Annotated in this window: 19 protein-coding genes; 7 read left to right on the top strand and 12 right to left on the bottom strand. The window is 66.0% G+C overall.

Annotated elements, in window-relative coordinates; all coding sequences use genetic code 11:
* Positions 1 to 165 precede the first annotated feature (165 nt).
* Positions 166 to 894, bottom strand: a complete 729-nt coding sequence (locus ACQP2O_RS35720; protein ID WP_433172928.1) for an HAD family hydrolase — start codon at positions 892 to 894, stop codon at positions 166 to 168.
* Positions 895 to 1,361: 467 nt separating this feature from the next.
* On the opposite strand from ACQP2O_RS35720, the gene ACQP2O_RS35715 reads away from it, so the two are divergent.
* Positions 1,362 to 2,510 carry a hypothetical protein gene (locus tag ACQP2O_RS35715; RefSeq protein ID WP_433172926.1) on the top strand — a complete coding sequence of 383 codons (1,149 nt, stop codon included), beginning with the start codon at positions 1,362 to 1,364 and terminating at the stop codon, positions 2,508 to 2,510.
* 179 nt (positions 2,511 to 2,689) lie between these two features.
* Here the strand turns inward: ACQP2O_RS35715 and ACQP2O_RS35710 are convergent, their stop codons facing one another.
* The 7 genes from ACQP2O_RS35710 to ACQP2O_RS35680 all read right to left on the bottom strand — a co-directional run bounded on the left by ACQP2O_RS35710 (position 2,690) and on the right by ACQP2O_RS35680 (position 9,742).
* Positions 2,690 to 3,436 (bottom strand): phosphotransferase, encoded by a 747-nt coding sequence (locus ACQP2O_RS35710; RefSeq protein ID WP_433172924.1) that lies wholly within the window; start codon positions 3,434 to 3,436, stop codon positions 2,690 to 2,692.
* A gap of 577 nt (positions 3,437 to 4,013) precedes the next feature.
* Positions 4,014 to 4,640 carry a hypothetical protein gene (locus ACQP2O_RS35705; RefSeq protein WP_433172922.1) on the bottom strand — a complete coding sequence of 209 codons (627 nt, stop codon included), beginning with the start codon at positions 4,638 to 4,640 and terminating at the stop codon, positions 4,014 to 4,016.
* Positions 4,637 to 5,587, bottom strand: a complete 951-nt coding sequence (locus ACQP2O_RS35700; protein ID WP_433172920.1) for a PDR/VanB family oxidoreductase — start codon at positions 5,585 to 5,587, stop codon at positions 4,637 to 4,639. Before ACQP2O_RS35700 ends, ACQP2O_RS35705 begins: the two co-directional genes overlap by 4 nt.
* Positions 5,588 to 5,598: 11 nt before the next feature.
* Positions 5,599 to 6,426 carry an MOSC domain-containing protein gene (locus ACQP2O_RS35695; RefSeq protein ID WP_433172918.1) on the bottom strand — a complete coding sequence of 276 codons (828 nt, stop codon included), beginning with the start codon at positions 6,424 to 6,426 and terminating at the stop codon, positions 5,599 to 5,601.
* Positions 6,423 to 7,796, bottom strand: a complete 1,374-nt coding sequence (locus ACQP2O_RS35690) for an MFS transporter (protein ID WP_433172916.1) — start codon at positions 7,794 to 7,796, stop codon at positions 6,423 to 6,425. The genes ACQP2O_RS35695 and ACQP2O_RS35690 overlap by 4 nt, the downstream gene beginning before the upstream one ends.
* Before the next feature lie 25 nt (positions 7,797 to 7,821).
* Positions 7,822 to 8,700, bottom strand: coding sequence for a polysaccharide deacetylase family protein (locus ACQP2O_RS35685; RefSeq protein ID WP_433172914.1), 879 nt, complete (start codon positions 8,698 to 8,700; stop codon positions 7,822 to 7,824).
* 490 nt (positions 8,701 to 9,190) lie between these two features.
* Positions 9,191 to 9,742, bottom strand: coding sequence for a helix-turn-helix domain-containing protein (locus tag ACQP2O_RS35680; protein WP_433172912.1), 552 nt, complete (start codon positions 9,740 to 9,742; stop codon positions 9,191 to 9,193).
* A gap of 380 nt (positions 9,743 to 10,122) precedes the next feature.
* On the opposite strand from ACQP2O_RS35680, the gene ACQP2O_RS35675 reads away from it, so the two are divergent.
* Genes ACQP2O_RS35675 through ACQP2O_RS35665 form a run of 3 tightly spaced genes read left to right on the top strand, consistent with a single transcriptional unit; the run spans position 10,123 to position 12,546 of the window.
* Positions 10,123 to 10,641 (top strand): flavin reductase family protein, encoded by a 519-nt coding sequence (locus ACQP2O_RS35675; RefSeq protein ID WP_433172911.1) that lies wholly within the window; start codon positions 10,123 to 10,125, stop codon positions 10,639 to 10,641.
* 29 nt (positions 10,642 to 10,670) lie between these two features.
* Positions 10,671 to 11,459 carry an AfsR/SARP family transcriptional regulator gene (locus ACQP2O_RS35670; RefSeq protein WP_433172909.1) on the top strand — a complete coding sequence of 263 codons (789 nt, stop codon included), beginning with the start codon at positions 10,671 to 10,673 and terminating at the stop codon, positions 11,457 to 11,459.
* 58 nt (positions 11,460 to 11,517) lie between these two features.
* On the top strand, positions 11,518 to 12,546 hold the full coding sequence (locus ACQP2O_RS35665) for a methyltransferase (protein WP_433172907.1): 1,029 nt from the start codon (positions 11,518 to 11,520) through the stop codon (positions 12,544 to 12,546).
* Between the two features lie 83 nt (positions 12,547 to 12,629).
* Here ACQP2O_RS35665 and ACQP2O_RS35660 read toward each other — a convergent pair whose 3' ends face one another.
* Positions 12,630 to 13,589, bottom strand: a complete 960-nt coding sequence (locus ACQP2O_RS35660; RefSeq protein ID WP_433172906.1) for a hypothetical protein — start codon at positions 13,587 to 13,589, stop codon at positions 12,630 to 12,632.
* A 262-nt stretch (positions 13,590 to 13,851) separates the two neighbouring features.
* On the opposite strand from ACQP2O_RS35660, the gene ACQP2O_RS35655 reads away from it, so the two are divergent.
* Positions 13,852 to 14,082 carry a DUF6059 family protein gene (locus ACQP2O_RS35655; protein ID WP_433191261.1) on the top strand — a complete coding sequence of 77 codons (231 nt, stop codon included), beginning with the start codon at positions 13,852 to 13,854 and terminating at the stop codon, positions 14,080 to 14,082.
* Here the strand turns inward: ACQP2O_RS35655 and ACQP2O_RS35650 are convergent.
* The 3 genes from ACQP2O_RS35650 to ACQP2O_RS35640 form a co-directional block, all read right to left on the bottom strand.
* Entirely contained in the window at positions 13,994 to 14,728 is a 735-nt protein-coding gene (locus ACQP2O_RS35650; RefSeq protein ID WP_433172904.1) for a response regulator transcription factor, read from the bottom strand. The two genes, ACQP2O_RS35655 and ACQP2O_RS35650, sit on opposite strands and share 89 nt — an antisense overlap.
* A gap of 126 nt (positions 14,729 to 14,854) precedes the next feature.
* On the bottom strand, positions 14,855 to 15,727 hold the full coding sequence (locus ACQP2O_RS35645; protein WP_433172902.1) for an alpha/beta fold hydrolase: 873 nt from the start codon (positions 15,725 to 15,727) through the stop codon (positions 14,855 to 14,857).
* Positions 15,728 to 15,791: 64 nt separating this feature from the next.
* On the bottom strand, positions 15,792 to 16,427 hold the full coding sequence (locus ACQP2O_RS35640) for a hemerythrin domain-containing protein (protein WP_433172900.1): 636 nt from the start codon (positions 16,425 to 16,427) through the stop codon (positions 15,792 to 15,794).
* A gap of 203 nt (positions 16,428 to 16,630) precedes the next feature.
* On the opposite strand from ACQP2O_RS35640, the gene ACQP2O_RS35635 reads away from it, so the two are divergent.
* Both ACQP2O_RS35635 and ACQP2O_RS35630 read left to right on the top strand, forming a co-directional pair.
* A complete protein-coding gene (locus ACQP2O_RS35635) occupies positions 16,631 to 16,957 on the top strand; it encodes a TcmI family type II polyketide cyclase (protein ID WP_433172898.1) in 327 nt (108 codons plus the stop codon).
* A gap of 63 nt (positions 16,958 to 17,020) precedes the next feature.
* Complete coding sequence (locus ACQP2O_RS35630; protein ID WP_433191259.1) at positions 17,021 to 18,601, top strand: acyl-CoA carboxylase subunit beta; 1,581 nt, start codon at positions 17,021 to 17,023, stop codon at positions 18,599 to 18,601.
* Positions 18,602 to 18,616: the final 15 nt, after the last annotated feature.

Raw genomic sequence — 18,616 nt, 5'->3', positions numbered from 1 at the left:
CGGGACCTGGCTGTTGAATGGGCGGCGTACTTCCCGGTCCTCGCCTACTGAGGGAGGACCCTTCCGCACCGCCTCAACCTTGGCGTCGTCGTTGACGCCCGTATCGGGGCGAATCCGGCAGCGTCCCGTTTACACCGGCGGCAGAGATTGCAGGAAGGAGGTGGCTCATTGGACGCCGGTGAGATGTGTCAGGTCTTCGATTCGTGTGACCGTCGGATCGGATAGGTCGGCGTGCGAGGTCGGTTCGCCGGTGAGGGGGTGGAATCCGCGGTCGATCCAGATCCCGCTGAGGCCGGCCCGTGACGCCGCGATCGCGTCGCCTTCGAGCCAGTCTCCGACGTAGATGGTGTCGTGGGGAAGGGAACCGAGAAGCCGACACGCGGTGGTGAAACACGTCGGGTCGGGTTTGGCCACGTTGAGCTCGTCGGAGGTCAGTACGGCGTCAAAGGAGTCGATCAAGCCGAAGCGTTCAAGCTTGGCCCGTTGCTGGTGACGGTCACCATTGGTGAGCACGGCCTTCCGGGGTGCTGCCGGGAGAGCGTGCAGGTTGGCCAGGCAGGGCAGCACGTCGGGGTAGAGACGCCATGCCGCCTCATAAGCCGATTGGTAGTGCTCTGCGAACCAGGCGTCCAAGGCCGCGTCGTCGGATACCGGCTCGCCCAGGAGTGGCAGGAAGGACCGCAGTCGGCGGCGGCGTTGCTCCGTGAACGAACACCGGCCTGCCAGGTATTCGTCCATGTGATGTCGTTCGAGTGTCCACCATTGCCGCACGAGCCGGTCAGCGGGAAGCGCGGTGTCGGTGTAGGGGCGGATGAGTTCGCTGATCGCCGTGAGTACGGCGCTGCGGTGATCGACCAGTGTCCCGTCGAGGTCGAACAAGACCAGCTCTGCCATGTTCACGAGCATTGCATGACCGCGCCTCAACCTCGGCGCCGTTGTTGACGCCCGTATCGGGAGGAATCCGACGGCGTGCCGTCAACCTCGGCGGCAGAGTGGCGACGGCGGCGCCACGGTACGCGCGCTTAGCTGCGCCGATACCCAGTGGTGACAAGTTGTCACGAAGGGGCGCTATTCGTGAAACTTTCAAGGGGCCGTAGGGGGCGGAATTCGCGCGTCGTCAGGGATCCTGCGTCCTGGGGGACCGGATATCGCGGCTCTCACCTGCACGGATGGGCTTTCTGCCACGTACACCGTCACAACCGCGATTCGGATATGAGTAGCGGATCTCAACTACTGAACGCAGTTACCTTGTCGACAGGAAAAGCTTTTCCTAACTTCGGACACCCGGATAGGGAAAGTCCTCATGAAGGAGGAAGGCCATGCCTCGGCGAAAAAGAGTCAGAGCGGTGGTAGGAGCCGGGTTGACCGCGGTGGTGCTCCCTGCCGCGGCGACGCTGGTCGCGTTGAACGCCGCGCACGCGGCGTCCGACACGCTGTACGTGGCGCCGAACGGCAAAGACAGCGCGGCTGGAACTCAGGCGGACCCGACGACGCTCACCTCGGCGATAACCCGCGTCACCGCCGGCGGGAAGATCTACATGCGCGGCGGAACTTACGGCTACTCACAGACGGTCACCATCGCGCCGGGCAACAACGGCACCTCGAGCGCCCGCAAGGAACTGTCCGCCTACCCAGGTGAGACCCCGGTGCTGGACTTCTCGGCCATGAGCGAGGACCCGGCGAACCGCGGGCTTGCCCTGAACGGGTCGTACTGGCACGTCTACGGCATCGTCGTCGAGCACGCCGGTGACAACGGGATCTTTGTCGGCGGCAGTAACAACGTCATCGAGCGTACGGTGACGGCGTTCAACCACGACACGGGGCTGCAGATCTCACGGGTGGCCTCCAGCACCCCCAAGGACCAATGGCCCTCCAACAACCTCGTCGTGAGCGCGGAGTCGCACGACAACGCCGACTCCGGCGGCGAGAACGCCGACGGCTTCGCCGCCAAGCTCACCGCCGGCCCCGGGAACGTCTTCCGCTACGACGTGTCCCACAACAACATCGACGACGGCTGGGACCTCTACACCAAGAAGGACACCGGAGCCATCGGCCCGGTGACCATCGAGGACTCCTACTCCTACAACAACGGCACGCTCTCCAACGGCACCCAGAACAAGAACGGTGACCGCAACGGCTACAAGCTCGGCGGCGACGACATCAAGGTCAATCACATCGTCCAGCGCGATATCGCCTACCACAACGGCCATCACGGGTTCACCTACAACAGCAACCCCGGCACGATGACGATCTCGGACAACGTCAGCATCGACAACACTGAGCGCAACTTCTCATTCGACAAGGGCACCTCGGTGTTCCGGAACAACACTTCGTGCCGTGGCAGCAGCGGATCGAACGACAAGGTCGTCGGTGACGCCAACAGTTCGAACCAGTTCTGGTCCGGCTCGAACGGGTCCCGGTGCTCCTCCTACGCCGGCACCCCGCAATGGTCCTTCGCCGCGGACGGCCACCTCGTCGTGACCTTCGGCGGCAAAGCGATAACGCCGTAACCGACCCGTCGCCCCGGAGTGGCACCCTCAGCCCGACCGTGACGCCCAGGTACCGTGTTCTCGCTTCGCTCGGTCAAAGCTGCTGATCCGGTTGACAGCGTCAAGGCCTGTGGTGGTCCGGGTCGGCCCATTCGGCTCGTTCAGAATGGGCCGACCCGGACCACCAGGCTCGGGCAGCCTCACATCCGGGATCTCAGCACGTCGACCTCGCAGCCTGGGGCGGACGGGTCGAAGCCGTGTTCGACCAGCCAGCGGACCACCAGCAGGCTTCGCAACGACCACCACGCGCGGATCACGTCGAGGTCGACGTCGGTGCCGTAGCCGGCCACGACGTCGCCCAAGTGCTCCTCGTGTCCGAGCGTCAGAGTGGCGAGGTCGTACAGGGCGTCGCCCTGCCCCGCCTCGGACCAGTCGATCACGCCGGTGATCTTGTCGCCGTCGACGAACACGTGGGTGATCTGCAGGTCGCCATGTGTGAATACCGGTGTCCAAGACCGGAGCGCGGCCTCGGCGACCCGGCGGTTGACCGTGACCAGGTCGGCGGGGAGGACGCCGTTCGCAACGAGCCACTCGCATTCGCCGTCGAGCTGCGATGCGATCTCGTCGAGGCTCCGACCGGGCCAGGGCGGCAGCGGCGCGTCGTGCAGCGTGCGTGCGGCGGCGCCCGCCGCGGCCCACGCCGCCGGCGACGCGGTCGACGGCTCGCCCAAGCGGCCGAGTGCCGTTCCTGGGAGGGCGGCGAGCGCGAGCACGGGTGGCTTGCGCCACAGAACCTGCGGACTCGGGATCGGCGCCAGAGCCATTGCCCCGACCTCGACGTCGGTGCGCGTCTGATCAGCGTCGATCTTCAGGAACACGTCGCCGACGCGCAGGGTCGCGCGCTCGGAATGGGCGACGACGACCTCGACCTCTTCCACGTCGGCCATTGTCGTGGGATGACGGCCTACGTCGCCACGGGTTTATCACGTGCGACTGCGCGGCTGACCGCGTCCCACTACCCGGCGGCACCTGCGGGAGCATGGCTCAGCGTGGGTGCGCCGCCCCGGCCAGGGCTTTGGAGGACAGGAGGCATCGTTGGGCTTCGATCTCAGCTGCTACTTCACCATCGACGCCGGGGTGCTCCCGCTGTACGACCGGTCATCCCGGGCGGCGCGGCGTACGGCCCCCGGCGATTCGCCCGGATCTGGCGATGGAATGGGCGGCGTACTTCCCGGTTCTCGCCCGCTGAGGAGGACCCGCTCCGTACCGCCCCGACCTTTGGCGTCGTTGTTGACGCTCATATCGGAGCGAATCCGGCAGCGCGCCGTCAACCTCGGTGGCAAAGTGACTACGGCGACGGCAGAGTGGCAACGGCGACGGGGAAGTCAGGCAGCAGTTTTACGGCGCCGCTGACACCGACGAGTACACGCGAAATTCGACCAGCCCACCGGCGGGGACGGCGTGAGCGGGGACCGGAGTTCTCGGTGGTCGTTCCGGGGGAGAACTCCGGCTCGTTCCGTCCGGCTAGCGGACGGTTACGGTGGCCGTGGCGGAGACCGCCGCGACGTAGATGGTGCTGCCGGCGTACCGCGCCTGCCAGGTGCCGGACTTGGACGCCGTGAACTTCTTGGTGAACGCGCCGCCCTTACCGGTCGTGACCGAGCCGGCGTAGGTGTAGGTCTTCGCGCCCTTCTTCTTGAAGTAGAGCGTGACCTTCTGGCCCTTGAACCCGGCGTAGGCGTAGGAGCCGTTCCAGCGCTTGAGGACGCCGGAGACGGTGACCTTCTTGCCCTTCTTCACCTTCGCCGGGGCGGCCTTGAACCTCGAGATGGAGATGTTCCGCTTGACGGAGATCTGGACCGTCTTCTTGGCCTCGGGGTTGTCGGACTCGTTGTCCGTGGCCTCGACGTCGACGTTCCAGGTGCCCGGCGCGTCGTAGTTGTAGATGTACTCGGAGCCGGTCCACAGACCGGCGCCCACCTTCTTCAGGACGATGAACCCGGCACCAGTGCCCTTGACGGGGGTGAGGTCCGCGGTGACGCTGTCCGTCTCGGCGTTGGTGTGGACCTCGATGGCGACCGCCTTGCGGTTCGTCGCCGACTGGACGACGGACGTGGGCGTCACCTTGACGGAGGTGATGACCGCGCTCACCCGATCGGGGCGAGCTCCAGAGTCGGCGTTACAGCGCGCGACACGCAGGCGCTGATCATCGTCTCCCGCTCATCTTCGGTGAGCACGAGATCACGGTGTTCGACGGTGCCGGCGAGGACGCGGAGCATGCACGTGCCACAGGCGCCGGCGTTGCACGAGCTGGCAGCCTGAATTCCCGCTTCGCGGAGAGCCTCCACGATGGTTTGGTCGGGCGCCACTTCGATCACTGCGTTCGTCGGCTCCCAGATGACCGCGAACGCGCGATCACCAGGTCGACCGGCAGCCACGCCGACGAAGTCTTCGAAATGGACGTGCCTCGGATCCCAGTGCATCGTCAATGCTCGGACATGGTTCATCAACGGTTTCGGGCCGCAACAGTACACATGGGCCTTGCCAGGCTCCCCGAGGTATTCCCACAGATCGAGCTGTCCGGATAGATCGCTGTGGTGGATCCGTACCACTTCCGGCCCCAGTGCGCTGAGCTCCTCCAGATAGGCGGTGTCCTCAGGCCGACGGGTGAGGTACAGGAGCCGAACACGGTCTTGCGGTCGGTCCCGTCGCAACTCGTGCAGCATGGAGCGGATCGGAGTGATGCCGATTCCGCCGGCGACCAACAGGTGGTCCCTCGCCCGACTGCTCAGGCCGAAGGCGTTGCGTGGTCTGGAGACCGTGATGTGGTCGCCGACTTTCGTGTCGCCGTGGAGGCTGGCTGAACCGCCGGTTTCGTCGTTTCGGGCTACCGCGACGACGTACCGGTAGGGGCTATTGCTGCCGGGCTCGTTCAGCGAGTAGCTGCGCGTGAGGCCGCTCGGCGTGTGCACGGTGACGTGTGCACCAGCGGCGTAGGCCGGAAGCGGCGCGCCGCTCGGGTCGGCGAACTCGAACCGGCAGATCCGCGGCGTGAGCATGGTTTTGCCGACGATCTCCAAGGGGAGCTCGGATGGCATTTCGGGTTCCGTCATTCCCCCACACGCACAAGTTGTCCGGGTTCGAGAGTCCCACCGGCATCGATCTTGGCGTAGACGCCCATGATCGCATCTCCGTAGTGCTCAACGAGCAGTCGTGGAATCGGCAGATCTCGTGCGGCGTTCGCGGGGTTGACTTCAGTGGCGGCGCATCGTTTGGTGACGCGGACCACGGTCATTCGCACCGGACCGACCTGGATGGGCACACCGAGCAGGTCCCGCTCGACGAACGGCCGGTCGAGATCGATGTACAGGTTCGCGCGGAAACGGAGCGGGTCGACCGCGGCACCCCACTTCTCCTCCAGCGCCCGTACGGTGGCCAGGTTGATCAGCGAGACCGCTTCCATCATGTCGAAGGAAACCACGGAGATGTCGGTGAACCGTCGTCCCTCCTCCTGCGCGAGCACCGGCATGTCCGGCTCATCGCAGCCGAGCACCCGTCCGAAGAACCGCTCGGTTGCGCGCCGACCGGAGGCCACACTTAGATCGGCTTCGAAGACGACGTGCTCGCGCACCTTGACCGTGAGCGAACACCCGTCCGATGCCAGCGTGGTCGACAAGCCGGCCAGTCGGGCGTCGCGAGCCAGCATGAAATATTCCTGTTTGGACACGGCGTGGGGCAGCCCTGGCCGGTATGCGCCGTGCGGACGCGCCAGGGCGTACCTACGGTCACCTGGAATACCGCTTCCCGCAACGATTTCGGCGCGATCCAATTTCTGCGGCGACAGCCCCTTGATCGGATACTTGTATATCGCCGTCAACCGTCCTGATACGCCGTCACGGTCGACGGCCACAGTGCTCGTGGCAGTCTGCGATGTCATCCGTTCACCTCGTTTCGATCTGTTTTCACTTTGCCCGGCTGCTCAGCCAGGGGCGCACTCGGCGTGTCCACTTTGCGTGCGCCGAACATGATGATTCCGGAAGCGACGGTGGCCACAGCGCCGACCACCAGTGCGGCTTCGTTCCATCCGGAGCCCGATGCCAGCATGGCGGTGCTGATGACACCGGCAAGAATGGCACCTGGCTGGGAAAGTGCGTTCAGGAAAGCCGTGCCGGTCGCCCGGCAGTTCGTCTGATAGCACTCTCCCATGTAGAACAGCAAGGCCGCATATGGACCGATGAGGAAGAACATGCCAAGCGAATAGAGCGTGACAACCACGAACGTGCCGCTCGCCGCAGTCAGCATAATCACGAACAGCACGCCGGAAATGAGCCAGCCAACGGCAATCACGTTACGGCGGCCGAACTTGTCACCGGCCCAGCCGTGGAAGATGTAGCCGAGGTAGCCGACGGCGTTGATCACGATCAGCATGATCAGCGAACCGGTGAAGCTGACACCCTTGCCTTCCGTCAGGACGGTGGTGCCGAGAACGCCAAAGATCTGGATGCCGAACCAGTTGGCCACCCATGCGAACCCGAGCACGATCGTGTTGCGTGCGGAGCCGCGAGCGAAGATTGCGCGCAGTGGTGCAGCCGGCCTCTCATCGACGCCGTATTCCTGGGCCAGTTCAGCTGCCTCACGGTGCTTTCCCTGCTTGCGTAGGCCGCTCAGCTTGACCTGCAGTTCGAACTGCGGGCTCTCCTTCAGGCCGCGGCGCAGGAGTGCGATGATCACAGCGGGGAAAGAGGCCAAGAGAAAGCAGCCACGCCAGCCGACCAGCGGCAGGAAGATGGCGGCGAAGGTCGCGGCTACCACCACTCCCAGCGGCCAGCCGCCCTGAACGAAGCTGTACGCGAGCCCGCGGTTCCGCTTGATTTTCTCGTCTTCGGTGACATCGTAGATCTCGTTCAGGTAAGTCGCGTTCACCGCCGCCTCGGACAACCCGAGTCCGCCGAGCGATCGAACGCCGACCAGGTAGCCGGCGCCTGGCGCCAGTCCACTCAGCGCCGAGCCGACTGCGGTCCCGGTGACGGTCATGATCATGCCGCGGCGTCGGCCGATTTTGTCCACGACCGGCCCCACCGCGAGAGCGACGATGCCGGTGACGACGGAGACGAGCGTGGAAATGAGCGACGCGGTCTCGTTAGTCCACCCGAAGTGCGATGCGATATCGGGCAGGAGAGTGCCGAAGAGAATGTAGTCGTAGATGGCGAAAAGCCAGGCCAGGAAGGCGATGATCGTGGCTTTGCGCGTCGTGCGGGCGTCAATGCTGGGGAAGGCTTTTACCCCTCCGGTGTACGTCGGCTGCATCGGGTCCTCTTTCTTGCCGTTGAGGTCAGGTGCGAGGGAACCGGGCTGCGAAGTCGTCGGCGATCTGCTCAAAGGTGGACCAGGTGACACCTTCATGGCCATTGATGTATTCGACCAGGCGTTCGAGCATGAGGAGATTCTGCGGACGCCCGGCGACGTCGGGGTGGATCGTTATCGTGAACACCGCGTAGTCCATTTCGCGGTAGACCCAGTCGAACTGGTCGCGCCAAAGTTGTTCGATGTCGCGCGGGTTCATGAACCCGTGGCTGTTGGCGCTGCGCTTGACGAACATCATCGGCGGTAGGTCGTCGAGGTACCAATTCGCCGGGATTTCGATGAGGCCGGTCTCGTTGCCACGGACGAGTGGCATCATCCACTCCGCCGCCGGCTGGGCGTAGTCGATATTGGTCCACGTATCGCCGACCCGGAGGTAGTACGGCGTGAAGTCGTTGTGCATCATCGAGTGGTCGTACTTGATGCCGCGCTCGAGCAGCAGATCGTGCGTGTTGTCCGAGAACTCCCACCAAGGAGCGGTGTAGCCGACAGGGTGTCGGCCGGTGAGATTCGTGACGAGTTCGATGCTGCGGTCGAGCACTGCGCTCTCCTGCTCACGCGACATCGCCAACGGGTTCTCGTGCGAGTACCCGTGCAGGGCGATCTCGTGTCCTGCGTCGACGACCTGCCGAACCTGCTCAGGGAAGGTCTCCAGTGAGTGTCCTGGAATCGACCAGGTGGTGCGCAGATCGTACCGCTTGAAGAAATTGACAAGGCGTGGGACCCCGATCTCGCCGGCGAACATTCCGCGCGAAATATCGGAGGGCGAGTCTTCGCCGCCGAAGGTGCCAAGCCAACCTGCGACGGCATCAATATCGACGCCGAACGCCGCCATAATTTCTTTCGACATGGACGTATGACCTTTCCGGTTCCTACTTCGGGTTTTCAGAGAACAGCAGGGTGCGCCGCTCGAGCTGCGCAGGGCTCGGTGCGCAGTCGGATCTCCGGCACGTGACGATTGCGTATGCGCTCATGCATATGATCACGGTGGCCAGGTTGGAGTGGCGATCCGATAAGACAAATGTGTCTTCAGGCCGGTGCCGCAAAGGTTCGGCTCGGCTTCAAACCTTTTTACGATGAGTCCAGGCGGCTTCGCACTGAATGATCGGCTCTAGCCCGCTCGCTGGAATTCGCTGGTCGACCAGCGTTATCATCACGTTCCGACAGAAGCCGATCCTGTCCGTAGCCGTTTCAGGCAACGTTTCGGTAGACGATAGGAAAATCGGCAGCGGGAACGTCTTTATTGCTCGCAAATGAAGCTCGGGGGAGAGTTGCGCGCCCGGCGATATATTACAGAGCGAGCACTCGCCGGCTCGCGGTTGCCTTGCGGATTCTGGTTGTTAGTGAGGTGTGAAGATCACTCCGTTTGTCTCGTGCTCGAATACCATGAGCAAGATCTCTGCCTCCCCACCGACTGACAGGAGTCGATGAGGCACCGATGCCGGGAAGCTGATCGATTCCGATTGCTTGACGTCGACCGTCTGATCATCAAAGGAGATCTGAACCGCACCGCGGCATACGTAAATCCACTCGATTCCCTTATGAGTGTGCGACTCGCCAGGCGCGCGGTCCGCGTCCACGACGATGTGGAGCACCTGTAGGTCGGGCATGTGGCGCGAGGAGGAAATCGACCGAAATCGAAGACCGTCCTGATGGTAGACGTCGGTCGGCTCGGGGCGGATGACTATCGATCGCTCGCCGGGCTCGGTGTCATCCAACAGCCGGGAAACGGGTACGTCGAGCGCTGCGGCGATGTTGTAGAGCGCGGCGATCGACGGATGCCGCTTGCCGGACTCAATGCGGGACAGGTAGCCCGCGGAAGTTCCCGAAGCCTCCGCCAACGCGCTGAGGCTCATGCCCCGCTGCCGGCGGATGAGCTGGATGTTCCGCATCGTGGCCGCTCTCCTTGCGCTCGTGCTGTTGGCTACAGAGTCTGGCATCACGTTGCCCGCTTGGCAATACCTTGCCAAGCAGAGGCCGTTGTTGGCGGTGAGCGCCCGCAGCAGGCCGCGGCCCACCCTCCGTCCGCGTGGGGGCCGGGTCCGTCTCAGCCCGGGGGCCGACGTGCCGCCCTCCTCCGAACGGAGGAGACGCCGTACCAACGGAGCGGTCCACCCGGAAAGAAAGTACGAATTCCGGGGCCGCAAGTGCGATGCGGATTTCAGCAGATGTGTGGAAGTCAGGCCGGGCGTTGCTCGCCTACGCTTATCAATCGTTAGCCGGGATTTAATCCCGGTCCGAGAAAATCGCTGCTTGACGGAGTCGTCTGGACATGGACATGGTCACCGCTCGGAACCGGTCAGTGCACGACGAAAATGTTCTCGACCAACGGGAACTCCGTGGCGTATGCGGGCTCTTCGTGACCGGCGTCGCCGTCGTAACGAGTCAGGCGGGAGGTGTACCCGTGGGAGTGACCGTGAACTCATTCACATCGGTCTCCCTCGACCCGCCCCTCGTGCTCTTCTGCATTCACCACAAGTCGCGGTTGTGGCCCGTGGTCAAGGAGGCGGAGGCCTTCGGCGTCAACATCCTCGCCGAGGACCAGGCGGACGTCTGCCGGGTCTTCGCCACCAAGGAGCACCCGCACTTCTCCATGGTCAGATCCCGCGCCGGCCGTACCGGCACGCCGATTCTCGATGAGGCTCTCGGCTACCTCGAATGCGCCCTGCATCGGGTCATCGACGGCGGCGACCATCTGATCGTCATCGGCCGGGTCGTCGATCTCGGTATTCAGCGAGAAGACGGCCCGCTCACATTCTTCAGAAGCGGCCACCTACGCCTAGAGATATGACCTGACAGCCCGGCGGAAGGAGAGCCGTGATGCGGTTTTCGATTCTCGGACACATGGAAGTCCACGACGGCGTGTCGCTCGTCGACGGCCCGAGTGCCAACAAGGTCCGCACCATATTGGCCACCCTTCTCGTCCGGGCGAACACGGTCGTCTCCGTGGACACTCTGATCGAGGAGCTGTGGGGGGAGATCCCGCCGCGGAGCGCCCTGTGCGCACTGCGCGTGTACGTCTCCCAGCTGCGGAAGTTCCTCGCCGCGCACGACGGCACACCGCCGCGCTGCCGGCTCTTCACCCAGCCGCCCGGATACCGGCTGGAGGTGGACGAGGACGGTCTCGACGTCATCGACTTCGAGCAGCTCTGCGCGGCCGGCCGCAAATCGTGGGCGGAGGGCTCGCTCGAACTCGCGGCCAAGTACTACCAGGAGGCCCTGTCGCTGCGGCGCGGGCCGATCCTGGGCGACCTCCGCATGGGGCCGGTGCTGGAGGGCGCGCGGCTCCGGCTGGAGGAGACGTGGTTGGCGGCCCTCGAACGGCGCGTCGACGTGGATCTCCAGCAGGGGCGCCACCTCGACCTCGTCGGGGAGCTGCGCGAGCTGGTCACCGAGCATCCGCTCAACGAGCGGCTCGGCGCCCGGCTCATGATCGCCATGTACCGGTCCGGCCGCACCGGCGACGCGCTGCGGGCGTACCGGACCCTGCGGGACTCCCTCATCGAGCAGCTCGGTATCGAGCCCGGCCACGAGCTCCAGCTCGTCCAGCAGGCCGTCCTCGCCGCCGACAACGAGGCGCTCGCCCGGGCGGACCTGTGGACCCTCTGACCCGACTCGGCAATGACCTTCGACTCGGCAATGACCTTTGAACCGGAAGGAAGACGCAATGCCCGTGACGACCGACGCGCACGTCGACCCGCTGAACATCATGCTGTCCGGCTGGTCGTTCATGAAGACCAAGATCCTGCTGGCCGCCATCGAGCTCGACGTGTTCACGCCCCTGTCCAGGCGGCCGCTGACCGAGCCGGAGCTGCGTGACGAGCTCGGCCTGCACCCGCGCGCCACCCGCGACTTCCTCGACACCCTCGTGGCGATGAACGTCCTGGAGCGGGACGAGGACGACCGCTACCGCGCGACGGCCGACGCCGAGCGGTACCTCGCCCAGGACCAGCGCACCTACCTGGGCAGCTTCCTCGGCATGACGGTGAACTTCCTGTCGCCCGCCTTCGACGGCCTGGTCGACACGCTCCGTACGGGCAAGGCGCACGGCGAGGACGAGAACGGAGAGGTCCCGTTCGCGCAGATCTGGCAGAACCCGATGGCGCTGCAGTTCTTCCTCACCGGCATGGACACGATGAACGGCACCATCGGCCCGGAGCTGGCGAAGGTGTTCGACTGGAGCCGATACGAGTCGTTCGTCGACTGCGGCGGCGCGCGCGGCAACCTCGCCGCCGCGATCGCGCAGGCGCACCCCCACCTGCACGGCGGCGTCTTCGACCTGCCGCCGGTCGAGGCGTTCTTCAAGCAGCTCGTGGCGGACCGTCAGGTTTCCGACCGGCTCGTCTTCCACCCGGGCGACTTCTTCGTGGACCCGCTCCCCGAGGCCGACGTCCTCATCTTCGGCAACGCCCTCCACGACTGGTCGGTGGAGCAGCGGAAGGAGCTGATCAAGAAGGCGTTCAACGCCGTACGGCCGGGCGGCGCGCTGCTGGTGTACGACCCCATGCTCGACTCCGAGCGGCGGCGCCTGGACAACCTCCTGCTCAGCATGTACATGCTGACCTCGTCCCCTGGGGGCTGCGAGTACACCCCGGACGCCTGCGCGGACTGGATGCGGGAGGCCGGCTTCACGTCGATCACCTCGAAGCCGCTGCCGGCGAAGGAGACGGTCGTCATCGGCCACAAGGCCGCGTAACACCGCGCCGCGCGGCGGTCGGTCACCGACGGCGGAAGGGCCTCCCGGGTAAACCGGGAGGCCCTTCGTCGGTCCATCGGCCGTCAGAAGCCGTCCGTCTTCATCCGGTACAGGAGCGTGTCGGCGGCGGCGCGGTACCGGTCGTCCGGCCGCAGGACGTTCTCCCGCAGGCACGCCTCGGTGAGCTTGATCGTGTGCTCGTCCCCGAAGTCGACGGCGTTGTGCAGCAGCCATTCGGCGGACGGCGGCGTGTAGTCCGGGTCGGCCGCCGGAACGGCCGGCCCGCCGCTCGGGAAGGTCTCCCACATGGCCGCCGACGCCCGGCGGACGATGTCGTACGCGCCCCGGTGGAGCGAGTGGGGAAGGTGGGGGAGGAAGAGCCGGAGCGCGGAAGGCGCGGTCACCGCGTGGACCAGGGGGATCGACGGCCGTGGCGCCCCCTCGGCGTACCGGCCGGCGGTGGTGGCGGTGAGGGCGCTGATCGAGGCGCCGATGTCCTCCTGGGCGGCCGGGATCAGCAGCAGGCTCTCCTGCGCGACCTTGGGGACCGGGGTGTACCGCGCCGCCCAGTAGCCGAGTCCCTGGGCGAGCTCGCGCAGCTGAAGGCGGCTCGGCTCCTGCGTCGCGTCCAGGCTGCGTACGGCGTGGGCCGCGCGGATGAACCCGTGCGTGAGCATCCCGTACATCCCGGGCATCAGGCGCGGCCACCACTCGATGAGGACCTCGGTCCACGGCCGGCGGCTCAGCTCGGCGTCGAACATGTCGACCCAGTCCAGGACCCGCCGGAAGTCGCCCAGCGCGCGATGCCATTCATTCGGGTCGTCGGCGGCGATGGGGGAGCCGCCCTCCGGGGGGTCGAGATAGGCCCGCTGCCGCTTGTTGTCCTCGATCCAGGTGGCCACGATGTCCGCGCAGCCGATCGTCGAGAGGGTCTCGGCGACCATGGGCGCGTGGTTCACGAAGCCCGGCCCGAACTCGAAGCCGACCCCGCGAAGCCGGTCGAGCGCGTCGTTGACCGCGTCGTTGTAGGTGACCTTGCTCATCTTGGACCTCCCTGGCTGATCTCCCAACAACTTAGCATGCTAACTAATTTTATGCCAAGACTCGTGACCGGGAGAGTAAGGAGCGGTTCGCTCCACAGTCAGAGTCCTGTGGAAGGAGCGTGCCGCCCAACCGGGATTTCACCCATGCTTAAACGGGATCCGGGACACTGAGTGAGGCGGCTTCCTCGAAGAACGGAGAGGATTTCCGGTGTCCTGGCTCAAGGATCGATGGCGAAGTCTGGCCCGTTTTCTTCGCGACGGCATGGTGTTCCTCGGAGCCGGATCCGGTCTGACCGCGGTGCCGGCGGTGTATGCGGCCGAGCGGGAAGCGCGTGAGAGTCAGGCCGACCCTCTCACGGGGCCTGCGCCGCATCATCCGGAGCGGCTTATCCCGGACATTCCACCTAGCCCCGAGGAGAGAGACATCTGGGCTCAATTCGGTCCTGTTGTGGGCTCGGAGACGGATCGTCCCGAGGCTCCGGGTCGGGAGTGAGCCCGATTTCGAAGGCGTAGATCACGGCGTGTACGCGATTCCGCAGCTGCAGCTTGGTCAGCATGTGCTGAATATGGGATTTGACGGTCCCCTCGCTGAGGGAGAGCCTGCGGGAGATCTCGGCATTCGTATATCCCTGGACGATCTGCCGTAGGACGTCGAACTCTCGTGGGGTGAGCTCGGACAGCCGGCTCGCCGGGTCCTCGGGCGGCTCCGCCCGTGGCTGCGCGCCGGACGCAGCGGGGCCGAACGCCGAGGCCAGGAAGAGGGAGTAGCCGGCCGCCATCATCCGGATCGCCGTGCACAGGTGGTCGGTGCTGGACTGTTTGAGCAGCAGCCCCCGCGCGCCTTCGTGCTGTGCCCGGAAGAAACGCGCTTCGGGCGCGTCGACGAGGATCAGAACCGCCGGCAGCCCATTGCCGAACGTCCGCGACAATGCCCGCATCAACTCGTTCGGCTCGGTCCTCTCGGCCGCGCCGTTGACGATGATGACGTTCGGCCGCAGCATCTCCGTTTTGCGCACCGTGTCCGCGACGTCGGCCGCCTCGCCGACGACCTCGAAATCCGCATATTCTCGGAGCGTTGCGACGAGGCCGTGCCGCGTGATGGTACGATCGTCCGCAACGAGAACGCGAATATCCGACATTTCTGCCCCAGGTTGCTGATCGACACTGGCGAACTCGCACCAAAACGCGATCCGGTTAATCAACGCGAACGGTGCACTTCCAGGCTGAAGGTAGGCTATAACGCGATTTTTGCTCGTTGCGTGGCCTCATGTGGCCGACAGGAAAGTAATGAGTTTTGTCAGGGCCCAGTCTATGATGATCCGGGCCACTTCCTCAGGTGCCTCGAACTGCGGCACGTGCCCGACTCCCTCGAGCCGATGGTAGGTCCAGTCGGGGCGGATACCGCGCAAGGAGTCGATGATTCCCGCCGGGACGACGCGATCCCGGGTGCCCCGCATGACGAGGGCCGGCACCTCGATTCCGCCGACCATCGCCCGCAGGACCGCCGGCCGCCGGGTGTACTCCATGAGGGAGGCCAGCGCCGGGCCGAATCCGTCCTCGGCGCGGGACAGTGACGCCCGTTCGTGCGCGATGCGGGTGGCGGCGGAGAGCACTTCGGGCGGGATGCGGTCCGGACGGGCGCAGCCGAGCCGGATGAGGTGCCGCAGCGTGGTGGCCGGCGGACGGGTGCGCTGGGTGCGCAGCAGCGCGCTGACGGCGGCCGGGCTCTGCAGGATCGTCCGCATCCCCGGGTCGGCCGGTCCCACGAGGGGTGCCCACGGGGCGATGAGCGCGAGGCCCGCGACCGCGCGCGGACGCGCCGCGGCGACGCGCAGCGCGATGGTGGCGCCCATGGAGTTCCCGACGAGGAGCGCGGGCGGCGTTCCCAGCACGTCCATGAGGCGGCTCACGACGTCCTGGTTCGCTTCGAGTGACGAGTCGCGGCCCGCCAGGCGGGTGCGCCCGAACCCTGGCAGGTCCGGGCAGAGCACGCGGCCGATGCGGGTGAGCCGCGCGCCCACCCGCAGCCAGTTGGCGTGAGAACCACCCAGCCCGTGCAGCAGGATCACGGTCGGTCCGGTGCCGCCGAAGTCGGCCACGTGAACCGGACCGTCGATGTCGACCAGCCAGGAACGCACATTGGCTCCATCCATCGGACCGCCGCCGGGGGCACCGGCGGCGGGATCGGCACGGGAGGCGGGGTCAGCCCCAGCGCCGCTCTTTGGCGTACTTGGGGACCCACATCCGGCGGTACATCAGCCGCGCGGGGGCGGGCATCAGCTTGAGGATCGCGTCGGCGTCCTTGTCCGGCGCGCCGTCCAGGAGCCACGGGAAGAACTCCGCGGCGCCCTTGAGGCCGACCAGATCGCGCATGTCCTTGGCGGTCTCCTGCCACTCGTCGGAGGTCAGCGTGACCGGGACGAGCGGCAGCGCGTCCTGCTCTTCATGGGTCAGGTGCCCGCTGAGCGCGTCGTCCAACTCGGCGATCGCCTGCGCGAACCGCTCCTGGTCGGCGGTCCCGTCGGCGAGCGCCGTGTCGACCGCGGCCAGCAGCGGATCGATCCGGTCGTGCTCGGCCTCCATGGCGTCCAGGACGCCCAGGTCGTCCGGCTTGTCGCGCAGCCGGGCGCGCATCCGGGGCCAGATGCTCTTGTCCTCGTTCGTGTGATGGTTGTGCAGCTGCAGCTTGAACAGGCTCCAGCCGTTCTGAACGGCTCGCCGGCGCTCGGGATCCTCGGCGCTGTGCTGCTCCACCGCGCGCCGCAGGTGTCCCAGGTCTCGCCGGAACGCGTTGTGGCTGACCAGCATCATCGTCATGTCGATGTCGTCAGAGCTCATGGGTTCTTCCCCGTTCGGCCGCGGACCGCTGCCCGCAACTAGATAGCAAGCTACGTAATCAAGCTAGTCGTCCGCAGGCGGATGTCAAGGGCGGTCGCGGCCTCCGTACGCCCCCTCCGGATGTCTAATGCGACCTTAACTTCGGCTTTATCGATTTCCCGCACGATGGGCTCGTTAAGATTTCTCGCCGAAGGGAGGGCGTGATGGCACGAACGCTCATCGTCGCCCGGATGAAACGAGAGAACTCGGACGCCGTACGGCAGGCCTTCGCGGAATCCGACGCCACGGAATTGCCTCATCTTCTCGGTGTGGCCGAGCGCCGTCTCTACCGATTCCACGATCTGTATTTCCACTGCATCGACAGTGACGAGGCGCTCGCCGCGCCGTTGTCCGAGGTGCGTGGGAATCCGTTGTGGACCGGCATCAACGAACGCCTTTCCCCCCTCGTGACCGCCTACGATCCGCCCACCTGGAAGAGCCCGAAAGACGCGATGGCCGAGGAGTTCTACCGCTGGTCCGCGTCCCGGTGAGCGACCGGGCAGCAAGGACGGGAACCAGGAGTCGTCATGACAGTGACCCGCGACACGGAGCCGATGAACGGGCGCGCGCCGGGGCCGTCGGCCGCCTGGCTGATCGACCGGGTCGACGCGTTGGCCCTGCTCCGGCAGGAGATCTATCTGGGCCCGGAGCCCGGGGCCACCGAACGCCAGCACCGGCGCGGCAAGCTGACGGCCCGTGAGCGCGTCGAGCGGCTGTGCGACCCCGGATCGTTCACCGAGTTGGAGATGCTCCGCCGGCACCGGAGCGCCGGATTCGGCCTGGAGAAACGGCGCCCGCACACGGACGGCGTCATCACCGGATGGGGCACCATCGACGGCCGGAAGGTATTCCTCTACGCCCACGATTTCCGTATCTTCGGCGGCTCTCTCGGTGAGGCGCACGCGGAGAAGATCCACAAGATCATGGACCTGGCCGAATCCGTGGGCGCGCCGTTGATCGGACTCAACGACGGAGCCGGGGCGCGGATTCAGGAAGGGGTCACCGCACTAGCCGGTTACGGCGGCATATTCCGGCGAAACGTCCGGGCCTCCGGAGTGATCCCGCAGATCAGTGTGATGCTCGGGCCGTGCGCCGGAGGCGCGTCCTATTCACCGGCGCTGACCGATTTCGTATTCATGGTGCGCGGCATCTCGTACATGTTCCTCACCGGGCCGGACGTGATCCAGGAGGTCACCGGGGAGGAGATCACGCAGGAGGGCCTCGGCGGCGCCGACGTCCACTCGACCGTGTCGGGCCTGGCGACGTTCGTCCACGATGACGAGGACTCCTGTTTCGAAGGGATCCGCGACCTGCTGTCCCTGCTCCCGCAGAACAACCGCGAGGAACCGCAGAGCCACCAGCCCGCCGACCCCATCGACCGGCGGTGCGACGCGCTCACCGAGATCGTCCCCGGGGAGCCGACCAAGCCGTACGACGCCCGCGCGGTCATCACCGAGATCGTCGACGACGGGGAGTTCCTCGAACTGCACGCCGACTGGGCGCGCAACGTCGTCTGCGCCCTCGCGCGGATGGGCGGGCGCACGGTCGGCATCGTGGCGAACCAGCCCGCGGTGCTCGCCGGCGTCCTCGACATCGAGGCCTCTGAGAAGGCCGCCCGGTTCGTACGGACCTGCGACGCCTTCAACATCCCGCTGATCACCCTCGTCGACGTCCCCGGCTTCCTGCCGGGGGTCGAACAGGAGCGCGGCGGGATCATCCGGCACGGCGCGAAGCTGCTGTACGCCTACTGCGAGGCGACGGTGCCGCGCATCCAGGTGATCCTGCGCAAGGCGTACGGCGGGGCGTACATCGTCATGGACTCCCGATCGATCGGCTGCGACCTGTCGTTCGCGTGGCCCACCAACGAGATCGCCGTCATGGGCGCCGAGGGCGCGGCCAACGTCATCCACCGGCGCCGCATCGCGGAGGCCGCCGACCCCGACGCGCTCCGGACGTCCCTGGTCGCCGAGTACAAGGAGCGCCTCATGCACCCGTACTACTCGGCCGAGCGCGGGCTGATCGACGACGTGATCGACCCCCGGGACACCCGGACGGTCATCTGCCGGGGACTCGAGGTGCTGCGGTCGAAGCGCGAGTCCCTGCCCGTTCGCAAACACGGAAACCAGCCGCTGTGACCGGCGGACCACCGA

The organism is Actinoallomurus sp. CA-150999, from assembly GCF_050942425.1.
Classification (GTDB): domain Bacteria; phylum Actinomycetota; class Actinomycetes; order Streptosporangiales; family Streptosporangiaceae; genus Actinoallomurus.
This window is presented reverse-complemented; position numbering and strand designations above follow the sequence as displayed.

Excerpts from the sequence above, each read along its gene's own strand:
- ACQP2O_RS35720 (WP_433172928.1), bottom strand. The coding sequence starts at position 894 with ATGGCAGAGCTGGTCTTGTTCGACCTCGACGGGACACTGGTCGATCAC.
- ACQP2O_RS35710 (WP_433172924.1), bottom strand. The coding sequence starts at position 3,436 with ATGGCCGACGTGGAAGAGGTCGAGGTCGTCGTCGCCCATTCCGAGCGC.
- ACQP2O_RS35700 (WP_433172920.1), bottom strand. The coding sequence starts at position 5,587 with ATGCCATCCGAGCTCCCCTTGGAGATCGTCGGCAAAACCATGCTCACG.
- ACQP2O_RS35695 (WP_433172918.1), bottom strand. The coding sequence starts at position 6,426 with ATGACATCGCAGACTGCCACGAGCACTGTGGCCGTCGACCGTGACGGC.
- ACQP2O_RS35690 (WP_433172916.1), bottom strand. The coding sequence starts at position 7,796 with ATGCAGCCGACGTACACCGGAGGGGTAAAAGCCTTCCCCAGCATTGAC.
- ACQP2O_RS35685 (WP_433172914.1), bottom strand. The coding sequence starts at position 8,700 with ATGTCGAAAGAAATTATGGCGGCGTTCGGCGTCGATATTGATGCCGTC.
- ACQP2O_RS35680 (WP_433172912.1), bottom strand. The coding sequence starts at position 9,742 with ATGCGGAACATCCAGCTCATCCGCCGGCAGCGGGGCATGAGCCTCAGC.
- ACQP2O_RS35675 (WP_433172911.1), top strand. The coding sequence starts at position 10,123 with ATGGACATGGTCACCGCTCGGAACCGGTCAGTGCACGACGAAAATGTT.
- ACQP2O_RS35670 (WP_433172909.1), top strand. The coding sequence starts at position 10,671 with ATGCGGTTTTCGATTCTCGGACACATGGAAGTCCACGACGGCGTGTCG.
- ACQP2O_RS35665 (WP_433172907.1), top strand. The coding sequence starts at position 11,518 with ATGCCCGTGACGACCGACGCGCACGTCGACCCGCTGAACATCATGCTG.
- ACQP2O_RS35660 (WP_433172906.1), bottom strand. The coding sequence starts at position 13,589 with ATGAGCAAGGTCACCTACAACGACGCGGTCAACGACGCGCTCGACCGG.
- ACQP2O_RS35655 (WP_433191261.1), top strand. The coding sequence starts at position 13,852 with ATGGTGTTCCTCGGAGCCGGATCCGGTCTGACCGCGGTGCCGGCGGTG.
- ACQP2O_RS35650 (WP_433172904.1), bottom strand. The coding sequence starts at position 14,728 with ATGTCGGATATTCGCGTTCTCGTTGCGGACGATCGTACCATCACGCGG.
- ACQP2O_RS35640 (WP_433172900.1), bottom strand. The coding sequence starts at position 16,427 with ATGAGCTCTGACGACATCGACATGACGATGATGCTGGTCAGCCACAAC.
- ACQP2O_RS35635 (WP_433172898.1), top strand. The coding sequence starts at position 16,631 with ATGGCACGAACGCTCATCGTCGCCCGGATGAAACGAGAGAACTCGGAC.
- ACQP2O_RS35630 (WP_433191259.1), top strand. The coding sequence starts at position 17,021 with ATGAACGGGCGCGCGCCGGGGCCGTCGGCCGCCTGGCTGATCGACCGG.